The organism is Bacteroides sp. 1_1_14, assembly GCF_000162515.1.
In the GTDB taxonomy this organism is placed as follows: Bacteria; Bacteroidota; Bacteroidia; order Bacteroidales; family Bacteroidaceae; genus Bacteroides; species Bacteroides thetaiotaomicron.
On sequence record NZ_GG774709.1, the window covers coordinates 129,680 to 147,396 of the forward strand.

Consider the following 17,717-nt stretch of genomic DNA (forward strand, 5'->3'; position numbering starts at 1 on the left):
TTTTCGGTGTGATGCTGTGAGCTGTCAATTATAGGTTGCTATAGGTTTTGCTCAAAGTATCGGGTGATTTTCTCGTGCAGATGTACACGGTCGCGGCCTGATACGTTGTGCTTGTGGCACGGATAGATAAACAGGTCGGGGTAGGTGCGGGCATCTACACAGGCTTTCATGAACGACAGTGTGTGCTGCGGTACGCAAGTGTCATCGTGGTCGTCATGGATAATGAGCAGATGACCTTTCAGTTGTCCGGCAAGGTTCTTCAGGTTACATTCTTTGTAGCCTTCCGGATTGCTTTCCGGAGTGTCCATATAACGTTCGCCGTACATCACTTCGTAATATCCCCAGTCGATGACAGGTCCGCCGGCTACGCCTACCTTGAATATTTCGGGGTAGCGGAGCAGCAGGGCAGTGGTCATGTGGCCTCCGAAGCTCCATCCGTGTACACCGATGCGGTTTCCGTCTATGTAGGGGAGGGATTTCAGAAATTCAATGCCTTTCACCTGGTCTTTGCCTTCTTCGATGCCGAGGCGGCGGAAGGTGGCGTTTTCGAATTCCAGTCCACGGTTGGCACTGCCGCGGTTGTCGAGGGTGAACATGATATAGCCTTTGTTAGCCATATAGATATCCCATCCGCGGGAGCCGTTCAGCCAGCCGCCGGTGACGAGTTGTGCGTGCGGGCCGCCGTATACGTAGACGATGACCGGATACTTTTTGTTCGGGTCGAAATCTGTGGGTTTGGTGAGGCGGTAGTATAGGTCGGTCGTTCCATCGTCGGCTTTGATAGTACCGGTTTCGATGGTCGGCATCTCGTAGCCTTCGTATGGGTCCTTGGCTGTCAGCAGGTTGACTGTTTTTAGGCTTTTGGTATCCACGATGTCAATGCGGCGCGGAAGGGTAGGAGTCGAATAACGGTCGATGAGGTAGCTTCCCGATGCGCTGAGCATTCCGTTATGTTCTCCTTCTGTGGTAGAACGGAAGCTGAACGGGAGGCTGCGCTTTCCTGTGTTGACATTTACTGCAAAGTTATTGGAGCCTGTACCATCCACTCCTTGGAAGATGACTTCTTTCCTCTTGGCGTTGAAGCCCAGAATGTCGCCTACCAGCCATTTGCCTTCGGTCAGTTGCTTCGTCGGGATGTATTCGATATGCTTGCCGCCTGCGGCATCGCTTTTCCATTCGCCTTTGAGGCTGGAGGTGAGGTCGCATAAATATAGATGGTTATATCCGTCACGCTGGCTCTGGTAGATGAATTTATTGCTGTCCCACGGTAAGAATACGATGGGGTGCTGAGGCTCTACATACTTGGGGTGCGTTTCTTCCAGCAGTTTGCCCAGTAACTTGCCTGTCGTTGCGTCATATTGGCAAAGTACGGCATGGTTCTGGTCGCGGTTCAGTTCGATAAGGTAGATGCTCTTTTCGTCCGGTGACCAGCTGATATTGGTGAAGTAACGGTCGGTCGGATCACCTGCATTCAGATAGATGGTCTTACCGGTGGAGGGGTTGTAGACGCCTACTTTTACTTGGTGGCTGGTCATTCCTGCCATCGGGTAACGGACGTTATTCACTTCTCCTACACGTGCGGTGATGTCTACAAGTGGGTATTGCGTCACCATGCTTTCGTCCATGCGGTAGAAAGCGAGCAGGTTGCCTTTCGGGCTCCAGAAGGTACCTTTGTTGATGCCGAATTCATTGCGGTGGACGGATTGCCCGCAGACGATGCCTTCGGGTTCGTCGGTGATTGCCTGTTCGTTCACATACAGGTTGTTGTTGACTGTGTAGGCTACGTTTCCGTTGGCGACGCAATAATCTTCGTTGGCTGCTTTATCTTTCAGCTTCAGTGTGCTGACAATCCGGTTGTTCTCGAAATCGTATACGATATACTTACCGGATATTTTCAGTAACATTTGCGGTTTGTCCGCCCACGGGTAGCGGATTGAGTACGGGGTCGGCAGTTTCCCTGCTTTATTGTCTGCCAGTACTTTGTTGATTTGTCCGAGGGTAGTCAGCACTGTCTCTTTCCCTGTTCTGGGTTGAACAGTGTAGATGGTGTCGGTACTTGGTTTGATACACACGTCTCCCCACCATTGCAGACCGTAGAGGTTTTCTGCATAACGGTAGGTCTCGCCACCCGGAATCAAGTCTTCCAGTGTCAGCTTTTTGATTTCCTGTGCCATAACATTGAATCCGATTGGTAGCGCCAGCAATATCAGAATGGCTCTTTTTCCAATTTTACTCATTGCTTTTATTTATCTTTATTGGTTTTAAATCCTTCTATTTTACCCTGTTCAGGAGAGTTGTCTTTCTCTGTCGGATGATACGTCTTTTTCGAGATATTCAATTCGCTTTCTTACTCATCAAATGATAAGATCGCAAGATGCGACCTTATATTGTCTATCAATAAGTTAATGGCATTTTTTTAGTGAGATGCCGTTAACTATCTATGAAATTACTCTTCTTCCTTCTTCGGTATCCTGGGCTCCCGATTTCCTCTGAATTCTCTTGGAGCTCTTGAATCTCTTTCCCCACGGAACTCGCCTCTAGGCTTTCTGTCCCTGTCATCCCGGGTAAAGCTTCCTTCTTCCCGTCTCGGCTTGAAGTCTCCTTCTTTACGAGGTTTGAACTCCCCTTCTCGACGTGGCTTGTACTCGCCTTCTCTGCGTGGTTTGAATTCCTTTCTTTCTCTGGGTCTGGGAGTATCATAGCCTCCTTCAGTCTCTTTCTTCTCTTCCCCTTCTCCCTCCTGACTCTTGAACTCCTTATATTTCCCGTCGAAAATCTCGTATTTGCGGAACTCGCATTCCAATGCGCCATTGAACAACGGCACTTTCTTGCTTGGTTTCAGCCCGATCTGATCGAAGCATTCTTCTCTATAAGAGAGTACCCAAGCCTCGTTTCCTACAAATGCATGCTTCAGACGTTCGCCAATCATCTGGTACAGTCCGAGCAGGTCATTGGTAGAGATACGTTCGCCATAAGGAGGATTCATCACGATGATGGACTTCTCCTGCGGCTGTTCGAATTGCTGGAACGGTTGCAGTTTCAGCGTCACATCTTTGGATACACCCGCCGCTTTTATATTATGCGTCGCTATTTCATTCGCTTTCGGACTGTTATCATATCCGTAAATCTTATGGGTGAATTCGCGCTCCTGACTATCATCATTGTAAATCTCATCGAACATCTCCGAATCGAAATCCACCCATTTCTCGAATGCGAATCCTTTGCGGAATACTCCCGGAGCGATGTTTCTTGCGATCAGTGCAGCTTCTATAGGAATCGTGCCCGAACCGCACATCGGGTCAATCAGGTCACATTCACCGCGCCATCCTGTCATCAGAAGCATACCGGCAGTCAATACTTCGTTCAACGGAGCATCTACCTGTTCCTGGCGGTATCCGCGACGATGAAGCGACTCTCCGGAAGAGTCCAGAGACAACGTACAAGTGGTATGTGCAATATGGATATTGAGTAGTACATCCGGATTATTGATGCGTACCGACGGGCGTTTGCCTGTCTTTTCACGGAAATAGTCCACGATGGCGTCCTTCACTTTGTACGAAACGAACTTTGAATGGCGGAATTCTTCGCTGAATACAACCGCGTCTATTGCAAACGTCTTGTTTACATCAAGATACTCTTCCCATGGAATGGCCTGTATCTGGTTGTAAACTTCATCAGCATCCTTTGCCGTAAAATTCTTGATCGGTTTTAGAATGCGGATAGCAGTACGGAGGCAGAAATTTGCCTTGTACATCATACGCTTGTCTCCTGTAAATGAAACCATGCGACGTCCTATCTGGATATCGTTGGCTCCCAATGTTGTAAGTTCTTCAGCAAGTATCTCTTCCAGTCCCTGGAAGGTCTTGGCTATCATCTCGAATTGTTCGCTCATATATAGTTTATTGATTTTATTTCTTTGCTTTTGTCTGTACAATCTTTGCTCCGGCGGGAATGTTTTCCGTTACCCAGATATTTCCTCCTACGGTTGCGTCGCTTCCGATAGTAATTCTTCCAAGGATGGTGGCGTTGGAGTAGACTATGACATTGTCTTCCAGTATCGGGTGGCGGGGGATACCCTTGATCGGTTTTCCGTCGGCATCCAGCGGGAAGCTTTTTGCTCCTAGGGTGACACCCTGATATAATTTGACATTGTTCCCGATGATGCTTGTAGCACCGATCACGACACCCGTTCCGTGGTCTATGGTAAAGTGACTGCCTATCTTCGCTCCCGGATGGATATCGATACCCGTCTCGCTATGAGCCATTTCCGTGATCATGCGAGGAATCAGGGGAACACCCAGTTCCAGCAGTTCGTGCGCAATACGATAATTGCTGATTGCCTTAATGGCGGGATAGCAGAAAATTACTTCACCGTAGCTTTTGGCAGCGGGGTCACCGTTGTAGGCGGCTTCTACGTCCGTAGCCAGTATTCTTCTCATGGCGGGTAGTTTGCTGATAAAGTTCGCAGCCAGTCGGGCGGCTTCTTCTCTTCTCGACTCCGAGCAGACGTTGCAGTCTCCTTCTGCCGTACTGAAACATAGTCCGGCCAGGATTTGCTCTGTGAGCAAGTCAAATAACTTTTCGATATTTACACCGATGTGATAATTGATTGTCCGGCTGTTGATGGTGGAATTTCCGTAGTATCCGGGGAAGAGAATGGCACGTGAAAGCTCGATAATTTCATACAAAACTTTAGCAGAGGGCAATGGTTCGCCATCTTTATGTTGATGAAACAGCCCTTTGTAAGATTCGCTTTCCGATAGCTCATCGACTGCCTGTGTCAGAATGTGGGTAAAGTTCAATGGACTCATTAGGTCAGTTACTCATGTTTATATGGGGACAAAGGTATTAAAAAAATAATAAATTTCGTTGAGATTCAATATAATTAATGTATTTTTGTGGCATTCAAAATTCAACACGGACAAGGGGATGAATAAAGCGAAATCTACTATGAAGCTATTTGGGTTGATAGGGTTGTTGATATTGTGGAACTGCAGTTGCGTGGATAGGCACCGCAGTCACGCTTTGTGTGAACAGTCACTTATCGATTCTTTAGAAGTCCGTGCACAAGATTCCCTGTTTTCCAACTTACCTTATTCACGTTCTTTATTGCGTAACGCAATGCGTCAGGCACAGGACTCGATGAGTTATTACCGCTTGATGGGATTGTATGGAAAGACTTTCTTCATCTCGTCCGATTTCGACTCTATCCTCTATTATAACCGCCCTGTAAAAGAGTATGATAAGCGTGCAGCTGCCTGCCCGCGATGGAATGATGTGCTTTCGGATGTGTATAACATTGAGGGAAATGTCTGGATGCAACTCAATCAGCCCGATTCGGCGGTTGCCTATTATGAGAAATCCTATGCTTACCGTCTGAAAGGAGATAAGGCGCATCTTCTGTCGGATATCTGTATGAATCTGGCGGATGCCCATCTGCATCGTGGCGAACTGGCACATACCGCTTCCTATTACCGGAGAGCATTGTTTATCTGCGACTCCCTGCATCTGTCGGAACATTCCAAATTTCCGGTCTATTGCGGACTGGGACAGACTTACATGGACTTGCGTGATTTTGATTTGTCCAATCATTATTACGAATTGGCAGGACAGTTCTTTGATGAAATGACAGTCAGCGAAAAGTGGGTGTATCTTAATAATCGGGGAAATCATTACTATTATAAGAAAGATTATCAGGAAGCCCTGGTCTATATGCGGCAAGCAGCGGAGCTGATAGCGGATTACCCGCAAATGGTATTCGAAAGCAATCTTTCGAAAGTTAATCTGGGCGATCTTTATCTGCTGACGAACCGGCTGGATTCTGCCGAAAACAATCTGAATGAAGGTTACCGTTACTTTTCGGAGATAAAGAACAACTCCGCCATGCACTACATTGAAACCCTGATGATTGAGCTTTCTCTGAAAAAAAGGAAATATCGCTCGTGCCAGGGAAATGATAGCACGGACTGCTTCTACCGGACACGTGGATGCCAATATGCTTACTATACGCAACCAGTATCTGCAACATTATTATGAAAAGGCAGGTGACTACCGTAATGCATATGAGTATCTGAAACGTGATTATCAACTGAATGACTCCATCCGTAGCGAACGGATTCGTACCCGTGTAGCCGAACTGGATATGCGTTACCGTCAGGACACGATCGTATTGCGCAAGGAAATGCAGATTCAACGGCAGGCGGGTGAAGTGCGTGTCTTGAAACTGAGTATGTATATTTGGGTACTTGTCTGCCTGTTGCTGGTAGCCGGAACGGTGGTAATCATCTGGTATATGCGGAAAAAACGGGAGTTTCTTCGTGAACGTTTCTTCCAGCAGATAAATCGCGTCCGTATGGAGAATTTGCGGGGCCGGATTTCTCCCCATTTCACTTTCAATGTGCTGGGGCGTGAAATTAATCAGTTCAATGGATCGGAAGAGGTGAAGAATAAGCTGATGGAACTGGTCAAATATCTCCGCCGGAGTCTTGAACTGACAGAAAAACTAAGTGTTTCTTTGCAGGACGAGCTGGATTTTGTACAGTCATATATCCGCCTGGAAAGTGGACGTGTCAGCGAAGACTTCACAGTTTCGGTCGTAGTGGAGGAGGGGTTGGATGCAAAAAGTATAATGATTCCTTCCATGATTGTACAGATTCCGGTAGAGAATGCGATTAAGCACGGGCTGGCCGGAAAAGATGATGAGAAGGAATTGACTATCCGTATTTCCCGTGAAGGAAAAGGAGTCCGTATCGTGATTTGTGATAACGGGCGGGGGTATCTTCCGCAAGTGGCTTCTTCGACCAGAGGAACGGGAACGGGGCTGAAAGTGCTCTATCAAACGATACAGCTACTCAATACAAAGAATAAAAATGAGAAGATACGTTTCAATATAGATAACCGAAACGATGGGCAGACCGGTACGCAAGTGTCGGTGTTTATACCGTTTCATTTTTCTTATGATTTATGATGAATGCAGAAGATAAATATAAAGTCGTTATTGTAGATGATGAGCGTACGGCAATCGATGCTTTGCGCAGAGAACTGGGCGCTTATCAGGAACTTGAAATAAAAGGAACTGCAAATAATGGCGCAAAAGGCAAGAAGATGATAATGGAACTCCGTCCGGATCTGTTGTTTCTGGATGTGGAACTTCCGGATGTGCTGGGGCTTAACTTGTTGAGTGAGATGCGCGATGAGGTGCTGTGGGATATGAAAGTTGTCTTTTATACTTCGTATGATAAGTATTTGCTTCAGGCCCTGCGTGAGTCCGCCTTCGATTTCTTACTGAAACCTTTTGAGACGGAAGATCTGAAAGTTGTTATAGAGCGCTACCGGAAGGCTGTAGCTTCGATACCGGCAACTCCTTCTTCCTCTTTTTCTTCTTCTGTCAGCGCTTTGATGCCGCAACAGGGAATGTTTATGATCAGTACGGTGACAGGTTTCAAGCTTTTGAGACTGGAAGAGATCGGTTATTTCGAATATCTGAAAGACAAGCGGCAGTGGCAGGTAGTCCTGTTCAATCAGACCCGATTGAATCTGAAGCGAAATACAAAAGCCGAAGATATCATTGGTTATTCACAAGCTTTTATTCAGATCAGTCAGTCGGCTATTGTTAATGTTAATTATCTGGCGATGATTGATGGGAAGTGTTGTCAGCTCTATCCGCCTTTTCATGATAAGAGTGATCTGGTGATTTCCCGAAGTTTTCTGAAAGGGTTGCAGGACCGGTTTTTTGTGTTGTGACAATTACTCCTTAAGATAGATGCGAAAACGCCGTTTCTTCATCAGGAACGGCGTTTTCTATTTGTTAGAATATTAGAATGAGAGAGTATGTTGTTAAAAAAATGCTGTTACAAATTAGTATTGTCCATGGTCACTGTCATTTCTGGAACTAACACGTAAGCGCGTTTCTTATTGTTCCATTTATAGTAATTGGTTGTTACAGTTTTTCCTTCGTATGTATAATTGATGCGGAGATCTTTTTCCCATTCCTCTTTGGTACTGTTCCATTTTAGGGTCTCGCTTTCAATCATGCGCTTGTTGTCATCGTACTTGTAGTTATACTTCATATAGTTGGCAAGTGTACTTCCGTTCATTTTGTAAACGGTCTGACCTACCATTACTCCATTTTCTTCTACTGGATTATAAATCAACTGACCATCATAACTGCGTGCAGAAGCAACAAAAGAAGTCATGAGAAGAACTACGGATAGAACAAACATTTTTAAAGATACTTTTGTTTTCATGGCTATTTGATTTTAGTATTATTCTTTCATTTGTCTAGTAATACTCTTGTATTACGCTGCAAAGTTATATATTTATTCGGTGTTTATGCAAATATAAAGCTAAAATAATATCAAAATGTCAGATAATGGCTAAGGTGACACCTTGCTTTTTGCCAAGATTGGTGACAAAAAAATATCCGGCAGTCAACCTGCCGGATATAGAATGAAACACTTCGTTGGGGAAGTGATCTTTTTCCTAGCTTTCTGGATAGTGGGTTAAATAATGTTATAACTCATTCTCTCCATTATTTAGCAGATTTATCCTGTTTTGTTATGGCAGGATAAACCTTGTTTTAGTGTGCTTCGAGCCAGTTCTTGCCCCAGCCGCAATCTGCTTTCAAGGGAACGTGCATACGGTAAGCGTGTTCCATTTCCTCAATAACGATCTCTTCTACACGTTCTTTTTCGTTGACGGGCACGCTGAAGTTCAATTCATCGTGTACTTGCAATATCATTTTAGCTTGTATGCCTTCTGTCTGGAATCGCTGATAAATGCGTGCCATTGCTACCTTTATGATATCTGCGGCGCTTCCCTGAATCGGTGCGTTGATGGCGTTTCGCTCGGCATAGCCGCGTACAACGGCGTTTCGTGAGTTAATGTCCGGCAAGAAGCGTTTCCGGTGGAAAATCGTTTCTACATACCCTTTCTCCTGAGCTATCTGGATACTCTTCTCCATATAGGCTTTCACGCTTGGATAAGTTTCGAAATAGCCGTCGATCAGTTCTTTTGCTTCCTTCCGGTCTACGTTCATTCGCTCTGCAAGGCCAAATACGGAGATGCCGTAGATGATACCGAAGTTGGCGGTTTTCGCTTTGCGTCGCATATCGGAGTCTACGTCTTTCAGGTCGATCTTATATATTTTGGCAGCTGTAGCTGCGTGGATATCATGATTGCTGAGGAAGGCGTCGATCATATTCTTGTCTTCGCTGAGATGTGCCATGATACGAAGTTCTATCTGCGAATAGTCGGCAGAGAAGAACAGGCAGCCTTCGTCAGGGATAAATGCCTTGCGGATTTCCTTACCGTTCTCGTCGCGGATAGGAATATTCTGCAGATTCGGGTTACTGGAGCTGAGGCGTCCGGTAGAGGTGACGGTCTGGTTGAAAGACGTGTGTACCCGTCCCGTGCGCGGGTTGATCAGTTGGGGAAGTGCATCGATATAAGTTCCCAGCAGTTTCTTCAGTCCGCGGTGTTCCAGAATCTTTTCTACTACGGGATGTTTATGCCGGAGGCTTTCGAGCACTTCTTCCGAGGTGACGTACTGACCGGTTTTGGTCTTCTTCGCTTTTTCGATGATTCTTAGTTTGTCAAACAGTACCTCGCCTACTTGTTTGGGCGAAGCGATATTGAAGGTTTCGCCTGCCAGTTCATAAATTTCCTGCTCGATGCGTTGCATCTGAGCGGTGAAATGAACAGACGATTGTTTGAGCGCTTCCGTATCCAGCAATACCCCATTCCGTTCTATATTAACCAATACGGGTACAAGCGGCATTTCGATATCATAAAACAAACGTTCGGCATCGTTCTCTTTCAGTTCTTTCTCCAGGACGTTTTTGAGCTTCAGTGTTACGTCTGCATCTTCGCAGGCATAGCGGTAGATATCCTTCGGGTCGAGATCGCGCATGTTTTTCTGGTTCTTCCCTTTCGGACCTATCAGTTCGTCGATGTGGATGGTCTGATAGTGAAGATAGATTTCTGCCAGATAGTCCATTCCATGACGAAGTTCCGGTTGAAGAACGTAATGGGCGATCATCGTATCAAAGAGCGCACCTTTCACTTGCACTCCGTAATTTTCAAGAACGATCATGTCGTACTTGATATTTTGTCCGACTTTCAATGAGTTCTCATTTTCGAAGACCGGACGGAACTCGTTGACGATTTTTAATGCTTCCTCACGATTGTCGGGGACCGGCACATAAAAAGCCTGATTTTCGGTGATAGAGAAACTCATTCCGACCAGTTCGGCGTCCATTGGTTCCGTTCCTGTAGTCTCCGTGTCTAACGAGAGAATTTTCGATGTAAGTAACTTTTGAATGATTTCAGTTCTTTTCTTCTCTGTATCAATGAGTTGGTAGTCGCAATTAAGCGTTTCTAACGTCTCTAGATTCGATTTTTTGGCTTCGCCTGCCTCATTGCCCGTAAAATTCGCAAATAAATCGCCTTGTATGGCTCCTCCTTCTTCGGGAAAAAGTGGAAGAGGAGAGGGAGCACTTTTGGCCGTTGCCGTTTTGCTTCCGGTTGCCATTGTTACTCCGCCGGCAGAATTTTCTTTTTTCAGTACCCGGTCGATCAGTGTCCGGAATTCCAGTTCTTCAAAAATTCGTCGGAGTGAATCTTCGTCTGCCTGTTCGCGGACGAGCTTGTCCATTTCGAGTTGGATAGGAACATCGATTTTGATAGTGGCAAGGAATTTGGAGAAAGTAATCAATTCCTTATTGGTTTCCACTTTCGTTTTCAAGGCTCCTTTCAGTTGGTCGGTATGTTCCAGCAGATTTTCGATACTTCCGAATTCGGCGATTAGTTTTTGGGCAGTCTTTTCACCGACACCGGGACAGCCGGGGATATTGTCGGAGGCATCGCCCATCAGTCCGAGCATGTCGATTACTTGTGCGGGCGACTGGATATCGAACTTCGCTTTCACTTCTTCGATGCCCATCACTTCAAAACCTCCCGTATGTTTGGGGCGATACATGAATACGTTGTTCGTCACCAGCTGGCCGTAGTCTTTGTCGGGAGTCATCATATAGGTGGTGATGCCCTGACGTCCGGCTTCTGTGGCGAGAGTTCCGATCACGTCGTCGGCTTCGTATCCTGCCACTTCCAGAATCGGGATGCGGTAGGCGTGGATGATATCCTTTATAATAGGTACGGAGAGGCGGATGGCTTCCGGAGTTTCTTCACGCTGGGCTTTGTATTGCTCGAAAGCTTCGTGGCGGAAGGTCGGTCCGGAGGGGTCGAAGGCTACTCCTATATGTGACGGATTCTCCTTTTTCAGCACCTCTTCGAGGGTATTGACAAATCCGAGGATAGCTGAAGTATTGAACCCTTTGGAGTTGATTCTGGGATTCTTGATAAAGGCGTAATAAGCCCGATATATCAGTGCATAAGCGTCTAAAAGAAATAATTTATTGTCTGACTCCATAGATTTAATTAATTTTTCATGGTAAAAGTACAAAAAAATACCGTATTAAGCGTTTTATTATTACTTTTGTGCTCAAATAGTATTATGAATGGATAGTATCTCTCTCATCAAAACCCCGATAGAAGCGGAACTGGAGGATTTTAAAGCTCTTTTTGACACTCCTCTTTCCGATTCGAATGCATTGCTCGATAGCGTAATAACTCATATACGCAAGAGGAATGGTAAGATGATGCGTCCTATTCTTGTCTTGTTGGTGGCACGCCTTTATGGGGCTGTGACTCCCGCCACCCTTCACGCGGCGGTTTCTCTGGAATTGCTTCATACAGCCAGTTTGGTGCACGACGATGTAGTCGATGAAAGTACCGAGCGTCGCGGCCAGCTTTCGGTAAATGCTGTATTTAATAATAAGGTATCTGTACTGGCGGGTGATTATCTGCTGGCTACAAGCCTTGTGCACGCCGAGCAGACTAATAATTATGAGATTATCCGCCTGGTATCTTCACTGGGACAGAAACTTGCTGAAGGAGAGTTGCTTCAACTTTCGAATGTAAGTAATCATAGCTTTTCGGAGGAAGTTTATTTTGACGTAATACGTAAGAAAACAGCGGCTCTTTTTGCCGCTTGTGCCGAGGCGGCTGCCTTGTCAGTGCAGGTAGGTGAGGAGGAAGTCGCTTTTGCCCGTCTGTTGGGCGAATATATTGGTATCTGTTTTCAGATTAAGGATGATATTTTCGATTACTTTGATAGCAAGAAGATCGGCAAACCGACTGGTAATGATATGCTGGAAGGTAAGCTGACGCTGCCTGCCCTGTATGCATTGAATACAACGAAAGATGCGTGGGCGGAACAGATAGCGTTCAAGGTGAAGGAAGGTACGGCAACTCCCGATGAAATCGTACGTCTGATTGAGTTTACCAAAGATAATGGAGGTATTGAATATGCCTGTCGTACAATAGAACAATATAAAAAGAAGGCCTTTGATTTGCTGGCTGCCTTGCCGGATTCAAATATTTGCCTTGCCCTGCGGACTTATCTGGATTACGTGGTCGCCCGTGAGAAATAACTACTCCCCACTGTTCCTGAGCAGAGAGTAACACAGGATTAATTCCTCCCAATCTTCAATTTTATTCGATTTCATCGCTCCTCCGATGAGGAAACTTTTGTCTATTTCTTCCGGTGTGCGGAGGATTTCGGAGCATAACGTGCTCGCCTGTTCGATGTATTCCCATGCTTGTTCTTTGGTGATGTAGCCGCAGTCTTTGGCAGCCCGGGCCAGCCCGACAACTTGTGCCATATCCCATCCGATCACTCCTCTCTCTAAATCATTAATCCATACAATCGGCTCTCCTCTTTCTTCTATATACTCTTTGAATCTGTATAGATTTCTGCCCTGTTGAATGAATCGGTCTACTCCGTAGAAGCGTTCGCGGATGGTGTTTTCGAACTGGTTTAGGTTTTCGGTAGAGAGTAAATAGGGGACCATAATAGAATAGGAGGCTCTGTCGCCTTCGTTGATGAGGAATAGGAATAGCTGGCAGGAAGAAATTGCATCTGTGCAATGGAACTTATCTGATAATAGTTTACTTAGTTTTTCCGGGTGTACTCCGGTTTCCATACAGTTAAGATAGAAGCCATCCAGTGCAGCCTCCATATAACCGATGCGCAGACCTTGTTTCTTTCTGGTGCCGAGTATCAGATTTAAGGGGTTATGGTTAAAACGTAAGTTCTTTGTGTGTGACTTCATTTTATACTTTTTCGCTTATGGTTAACTAAAAAAAGCGTGAGAACTGCTGCTATATGTCTTTTCCTGGGGCTTCGGCAAGCCGTTATGATGACATAAAAGCAACAGTCTCACGCTCCGTTCGATATATAACAAAAGTATATACATGAAGGTGCGTGAGACCCGTTTGCTTATTACCACTCATAACTTTGAATTTTGCCGAATTCCAGGAATCAGGTAATAAAAGAAACGTTCTCTAATACAGATGATTAACTATGTTAGCATAGCTACATCTATGACAAAGATAATGAAAATAATGGTTTTGTCCATAAGTATCTTTAGTTTTTATTATATAAAAAATACCGCGCTTCCTTCCATAGGAACGGAAGGTGAAGCGCGGTACGGCATACTTGATTGCTAATGTAATTCCTTAGAAGAATTTGATCTCTTCGCCCTTGATATCGGAGAGAAGCAAATTGGCCAAACGACTGGTACCCAGACGGAACAACCGGTTGTTCAGCCATTCTTCGCCTAATATTTCTTTCACAATAGTGTAATAAATGATTGCATCATGGACGGTGTTGATGCCTCCTGCCGGTTTGAAGCCGATCTTGTTGTTTGTTTTTTGATAGTACTCCTTGATAGCTTCGCACATCACATAAGCGGCTTCCGGGGTAGCGGCAGGCTGTTGCTTTCCGGTCGATGTCTTGATGAAATCTGCACCCGAATACATGGATAGGATAGAGGCTTTCTTGATGTTGGAGGCGGTTTTCAAAGCACCTGTTTCGAGGATTACCTTGAGGTGGCGTTCCTTGCAGACTTCTTTTAATTCCTGAATTTCTTCGCACATTGTTTCGTAGTCACCGCTCAGGAATTTACCGATAGAGATAACAATATCTATTTCGTCCGCACCGTCAGCGATAGCCAGTGCCGTTTCCGCTACTTTCACTTCGATGAAAGTCTGAGAAGAAGGGAACCCGCCCGAAACACAAGCGATATTGATGCCATCTACTTGCAGTGTATTCTTTACAATATCCGCGAAATTGGGGTATACGCAGATGGCAGCGACGTTCTTCATATCGGGGAACTCATTGTCGAACTCATTCACTTTTTCGGTGAAATGCATCACGCTTTCATCGCTGTCTGTGCTGTTCAGCGTGGTCAGGTCGATGCAGTTGAACAGGAGTTTCTTGACTTCTTCCGTATTGTTTTCCGGCACTTTCTTTTCAATCAGGTCAGCCACCCGAGCCTGTATGTCTGCATCGCTCAGATTGGTGTTATACTTTGCCAATGCGGCATCATACTTGTTGGATTGTGAGCTATTCTCTTCCATGATCGTTCAGTTTTGGGTTATTGATATGTCTTTTATTATCTCGTTTCGTTTTCTTTTCCAGGCTTTCCCTGAAGGCTTTGGTGATGTCTACGCCTGTCTGGTTGGCGATACACAGGAGCACCCATAAGATGTCTGCTATTTCTTCGTCAAGGTTGTCTTTCTCGCCTTCTTTGAAAGACTGGTCGCCGTATTTGCGGGCCATGACACGGGCCAATTCTCCGACTTCTTCAGTCAGTACGGCCATATTTGTCAATTCGCTGAAGTAGCGGACACCGTATGTTTTTATCCATTTGTCTACTTCTTTTTGAGCTTCTTCCAGGGTCATAATTGCTGTTGGTTTATGATGATTAGTTTGATGTTTGGAGCCTGTTTATCACTCTTCGAAGAGCTTTACCGGCTTTTTCATCAAGGTTTTACTCTTTATTTTTGGTGTCCATACATATAGTAACAGGACCCTCATTTAAAAGTTCAACTTTCATGTCCGCTCCGAAAGTTCCTGTGCCGATTTCTTTTCCCAGCGCCCTGCTCAGGTCTTTGCAGAACCGTTCGTAGAGTGGGACAGATATCTCCGGCTTGGCGGCTTTGATGTATGACGGACGGTTGCCCTTCTTGGTAGAAGCGTGCAATGTAAACTGACTGATGACCAGAATTTCACCTCCATCTTCCAGGATCGACTTGTTCATTACTCCGTTTTCATCGTCAAAAATACGCAGATTTACTATCTTTTTGCAGAGCCAGTCTATATCTTCCTGTCCGTCGGATTCTTCAATGCCGACTAATATCAGCATCCCTTTTCCAATGGAAGACTTGCACTGTCCTTCGATGGTTACTGATGCGTGGCTTACTCGTTGTACAACTATTCTCATTGATATTTTCTCTATTCTATTGAATGTTACGAAAGGCAAATTTACGAAATTAAGAAGAAAAAACGATGGATTGGAAGGAAATATTATAGGAGATAAGTATTAGGTATTAAGTATTAACCGTAGCTGTCATTCGGAAGCGTGTCTGTCTGTTGTGCAGAAGCATATCTATTAGGACGACAGATGTATTTGCCTCATAACTTGATTGAGTTTGCCTTAGAACCGTATAGACATGAACATAAACTCTATAACATTACCGGTAGTACTCTATGTGGTTAGAAATCAATGGTATATAGTTTCCTATGATTTCTTTTAATGGAAACTGTCGTTTCCCGGCGAGGGAACGGCCGTTCCTTTTAATGGAAACGACCGTTCCTTTTAAAGGGAACTGGCGTTTCCTCCGAGGAAACTAACGCTTGCCCCATATGATACTGATACTTGATTTATATGGACTAACAATTTAGCGTATAGCCACATAGAAGTGAGCCTATTCGTTGCTTAACCCTTTTTTTACAGTCTGAGCCTTCACTTCTCCTATGACCTTTGCGATTTCTTCAAGGGATGCCTCTTTGATTCGTTTTACGCTTTTAAACTCCTTCAATAGGGCTGTTTTTGTCTTTTCTCCAATCCCTTTAATGCTATCCAGAGCCGATGCGACCTGTCGCTTGCTGCGCTTGTCGCGGTGGAAAGTAATCGCAAAACGGTGTACTTCATCCTGAATCTGCGTCAGCAGACGGAATAAAGAACTTTGTTGTTTGATCCCAATCGTCTGTGCGGGAAACCCGAAAAGTAGCTCTGACGTGCGATGCTTATTATCCTTAGCCAAACCGGCAATCGGAATATTCAGATGCAGTTCATCCTCGATTACTTCTCTGACGACTTCCATTTGTCCTTTACCACCATCGGTAATAATCAGGTCGGGAAGGGGAGAATTTTCTTCAATGGCGCGCTGATAACGTCGTCTGACCACCTCTTTCATGGAAGCGTAATCATCCGGTCCCACGACCGTCTTAATATTGTATTTACGGTAATCTTTCTTCGATGGTTTCGCCTTTTTGAATACTACGCAGGCAGCTACGGCATCCGATCCTTGTATATTCGAGTTATCGAAACATTCAATCTGCAAAGGTGGCTTGTCTAAATGCAGTTCGTTTTGTATTTCTTTCAGCAGACGCATACTGCGCTGCTCCGGGTTCAGTTTCTCGGCTTGTTTCAATCGGTCGGCCTTATATTGCTTCACATTTAGGATAGAAAGATCGAGCAGTTTTTTCTTATCTCCCCTTTGAGGAACGGTGAAAACGACATTATTCAACTCCAGATCAAGTTCGAAAGGAACAATAATCTCCCGTGAATGGCTCTTGTAGCGCTCCCGCATTTCAATAATGCCTAGCGTCAGTAACTCTTCTTTCGATTCATTTAGCTTCTTCTTGTACTCAAAGGTGAATGCCTGATTGATGGCGCCATTGGTGATGTGCAGATAGTTGACGAAAGCCGAATTTGAATCGTCTTCTTCGATGGAAAAGACGTCGATATTGTGCAGGACAGAACTTACTACCTCCGATTTAGACCGGTAATTCTCTATCAGCAGATATTTCTCCTTAATCTTCTGAGCCTCTTCAAACTTCATTTCATTGGCCAGTTCCTGCATCCTTTCTACCAGCATACGGCTAATATCCTGCGTATTTCCTTTCAAAATCTCTTTGATTTCATCGATGTTCTTCAGATAATCCTCGTGCGATTGCAGTCCAACGCATGGTCCGGCGCACTTCTTGATGTGATACTCCAGGCAAACCTTGAACTTTCCCGCCCGTATGTTCTCCGGAGAAAGGTTCAGATTGCAGGTACGCAGCGGATATAGATGCTTGATCAGATCGAGCACCGCATACATCGAAGGAAGGTGGCTGTAGGGGCCATAATAAGAAGAACCGTTTTTGATAATCTTTCGAGTCCTGAAAATGCGTGGAAAGTATTCATTCTGCACGCAGATGGAAGGGTAGGTCTTGTCGTCCTTCAGCAATACATTGTAGCGGGGCTTATATTTCTTGATCAGATTGTTTTCCAGCAATAATGCATCTTCTTCGGTGTTAACAACGATGTAACGGATATCGGCAATCTTGCTGACCAATACTCGTGTCTTGCCGGGTTCATGCTCTTTGCTGAAGTAAGAATATACCCTTTTTTTTAGGTTTTTAGCCTTTCCAACGTATATAATAGTCCCTTCTGTGTTCAGATACTGATAGACTCCCGGCTTTTCGGGCAGGTTGGCTACAATACCTCTCAGATATTCATTCGTTTTGGCTTCCGGTTCTGTATTCATAATCGTTATAGATGAAATAGCGGGAAATAAAAAAGGGCGTAGATTTTCTACGCCCT

At 45.1% G+C, this 17,717-nt stretch carries 12 protein-coding genes and 1 pseudogene; 3 read left to right on the plus strand and 10 right to left on the minus strand.

What is annotated here, in order from left to right; translation table 11 throughout:
• Positions 1 to 38: 38 nt before the first annotated feature.
• From HMPREF9007_RS06105 to epsC, 3 genes are all read right to left on the minus strand, one after another.
• Complete coding sequence (locus tag HMPREF9007_RS06105; RefSeq protein WP_008762862.1) at positions 39 to 2,237, minus strand: S9 family peptidase; 2,199 nt, start codon at positions 2,235 to 2,237, stop codon at positions 39 to 41.
• Positions 2,238 to 2,446: 209 nt separating this feature from the next.
• On the minus strand, positions 2,447 to 3,892 hold the full coding sequence (locus tag HMPREF9007_RS06100; RefSeq protein ID WP_008762863.1) for a THUMP domain-containing protein: 1,446 nt from the start codon (positions 3,890 to 3,892) through the stop codon (positions 2,447 to 2,449).
• A 16-nt stretch (positions 3,893 to 3,908) separates the two neighbouring features.
• Entirely contained in the window at positions 3,909 to 4,811 is a 903-nt protein-coding gene (gene epsC / locus HMPREF9007_RS06095) for a serine O-acetyltransferase EpsC (RefSeq protein ID WP_008762864.1), read from the minus strand.
• 118 nt (positions 4,812 to 4,929) lie between these two features.
• Between epsC and HMPREF9007_RS06090 the strand changes: the two are divergent.
• A pseudogene (locus HMPREF9007_RS06090) lies at positions 4,930 to 6,967 on the plus strand (histidine kinase).
• Entirely contained in the window at positions 6,964 to 7,743 is a 780-nt protein-coding gene (locus HMPREF9007_RS06085; RefSeq protein WP_008762865.1) for a LytTR family DNA-binding domain-containing protein, read from the plus strand. Before HMPREF9007_RS06090 ends, HMPREF9007_RS06085 begins: the two are co-directional and overlap by 4 nt.
• A 107-nt stretch (positions 7,744 to 7,850) precedes the next feature.
• On the opposite strand, the gene HMPREF9007_RS06080 is transcribed toward HMPREF9007_RS06085, so the two are convergent.
• Together HMPREF9007_RS06080 and polA are read right to left on the minus strand one after the other, a co-directional pair.
• Entirely contained in the window at positions 7,851 to 8,246 is a 396-nt protein-coding gene (locus HMPREF9007_RS06080) for a DUF3836 domain-containing protein (protein ID WP_008762866.1), read from the minus strand.
• A 332-nt stretch (positions 8,247 to 8,578) separates the two neighbouring features.
• Positions 8,579 to 11,428, minus strand: a complete 2,850-nt coding sequence (gene polA / locus HMPREF9007_RS06075; RefSeq protein WP_008762867.1) for a DNA polymerase I — start codon at positions 11,426 to 11,428, stop codon at positions 8,579 to 8,581.
• Between the two features lie 88 nt (positions 11,429 to 11,516).
• Here polA and HMPREF9007_RS06070 point away from each other — a divergent pair, with 88 nt between their 5' ends.
• Positions 11,517 to 12,491, plus strand: a complete 975-nt coding sequence (locus HMPREF9007_RS06070; RefSeq protein ID WP_008762868.1) for a polyprenyl synthetase family protein — start codon at positions 11,517 to 11,519, stop codon at positions 12,489 to 12,491.
• Here the strand turns inward: HMPREF9007_RS06070 and HMPREF9007_RS06065 are convergent, their stop codons facing one another.
• From HMPREF9007_RS06065 to uvrC, 5 genes are all read right to left on the minus strand, one after another.
• The gene (locus tag HMPREF9007_RS06065; RefSeq protein ID WP_008762869.1) at positions 12,492 to 13,172 is read right to left on the minus strand and encodes a DUF1266 domain-containing protein; all 681 of its coding nucleotides are present in this window, start codon (positions 13,170 to 13,172) and stop codon (positions 12,492 to 12,494) included.
• Positions 13,173 to 13,578: 406 nt separating this feature from the next.
• On the minus strand, positions 13,579 to 14,481 hold the full coding sequence (deoC, locus tag HMPREF9007_RS06060) for a deoxyribose-phosphate aldolase (RefSeq protein ID WP_008762870.1): 903 nt from the start codon (positions 14,479 to 14,481) through the stop codon (positions 13,579 to 13,581).
• A complete protein-coding gene (locus HMPREF9007_RS06055) occupies positions 14,468 to 14,806 on the minus strand; it encodes a nucleotide pyrophosphohydrolase (RefSeq protein ID WP_008762871.1) in 339 nt (112 codons plus the stop codon). The genes deoC and HMPREF9007_RS06055 overlap by 14 nt, the downstream gene beginning before the upstream one ends.
• Positions 14,807 to 14,894: 88 nt before the next feature.
• Entirely contained in the window at positions 14,895 to 15,347 is a 453-nt protein-coding gene (gene dtd / locus HMPREF9007_RS06050) for a D-aminoacyl-tRNA deacylase (RefSeq protein ID WP_008762872.1), read from the minus strand.
• 484 nt (positions 15,348 to 15,831) lie between these two features.
• Positions 15,832 to 17,661, minus strand: coding sequence for an excinuclease ABC subunit UvrC (gene uvrC, locus HMPREF9007_RS06045; RefSeq protein ID WP_008762873.1), 1,830 nt, complete (start codon positions 17,659 to 17,661; stop codon positions 15,832 to 15,834).
• Positions 17,662 to 17,717: the final 56 nt, after the last annotated feature.

Coding starts and splice junctions, on each gene's coding strand:
- epsC (WP_008762864.1), bottom strand. CDS start 4,811: ATGAGTCCATTGAACTTTACCCACATTCTGACACAGGCAGTCGATGAG.
- HMPREF9007_RS06055 (WP_008762871.1), bottom strand. CDS start 14,806: ATGACCCTGGAAGAAGCTCAAAAAGAAGTAGACAAATGGATAAAAACA.
- HMPREF9007_RS06100 (WP_008762863.1), bottom strand. CDS start 3,892: ATGAGCGAACAATTCGAGATGATAGCCAAGACCTTCCAGGGACTGGAA.
- HMPREF9007_RS06080 (WP_008762866.1), bottom strand. CDS start 8,246: ATGAAAACAAAAGTATCTTTAAAAATGTTTGTTCTATCCGTAGTTCTT.
- uvrC (WP_008762873.1), bottom strand. CDS start 17,661: ATGAATACAGAACCGGAAGCCAAAACGAATGAATATCTGAGAGGTATT.
- HMPREF9007_RS06065 (WP_008762869.1), bottom strand. CDS start 13,172: ATGAAGTCACACACAAAGAACTTACGTTTTAACCATAACCCCTTAAAT.
- dtd (WP_008762872.1), bottom strand. CDS start 15,347: ATGAGAATAGTTGTACAACGAGTAAGCCACGCATCAGTAACCATCGAA.
- deoC (WP_008762870.1), bottom strand. CDS start 14,481: ATGGAAGAGAATAGCTCACAATCCAACAAGTATGATGCCGCATTGGCA.
- HMPREF9007_RS06105 (WP_008762862.1), bottom strand. CDS start 2,237: ATGAGTAAAATTGGAAAAAGAGCCATTCTGATATTGCTGGCGCTACCA.
- HMPREF9007_RS06085 (WP_008762865.1), top strand. CDS start 6,964: ATGATGAATGCAGAAGATAAATATAAAGTCGTTATTGTAGATGATGAG.
- polA (WP_008762867.1), bottom strand. CDS start 11,428: ATGGAGTCAGACAATAAATTATTTCTTTTAGACGCTTATGCACTGATA.
- HMPREF9007_RS06070 (WP_008762868.1), top strand. CDS start 11,517: ATGGATAGTATCTCTCTCATCAAAACCCCGATAGAAGCGGAACTGGAG.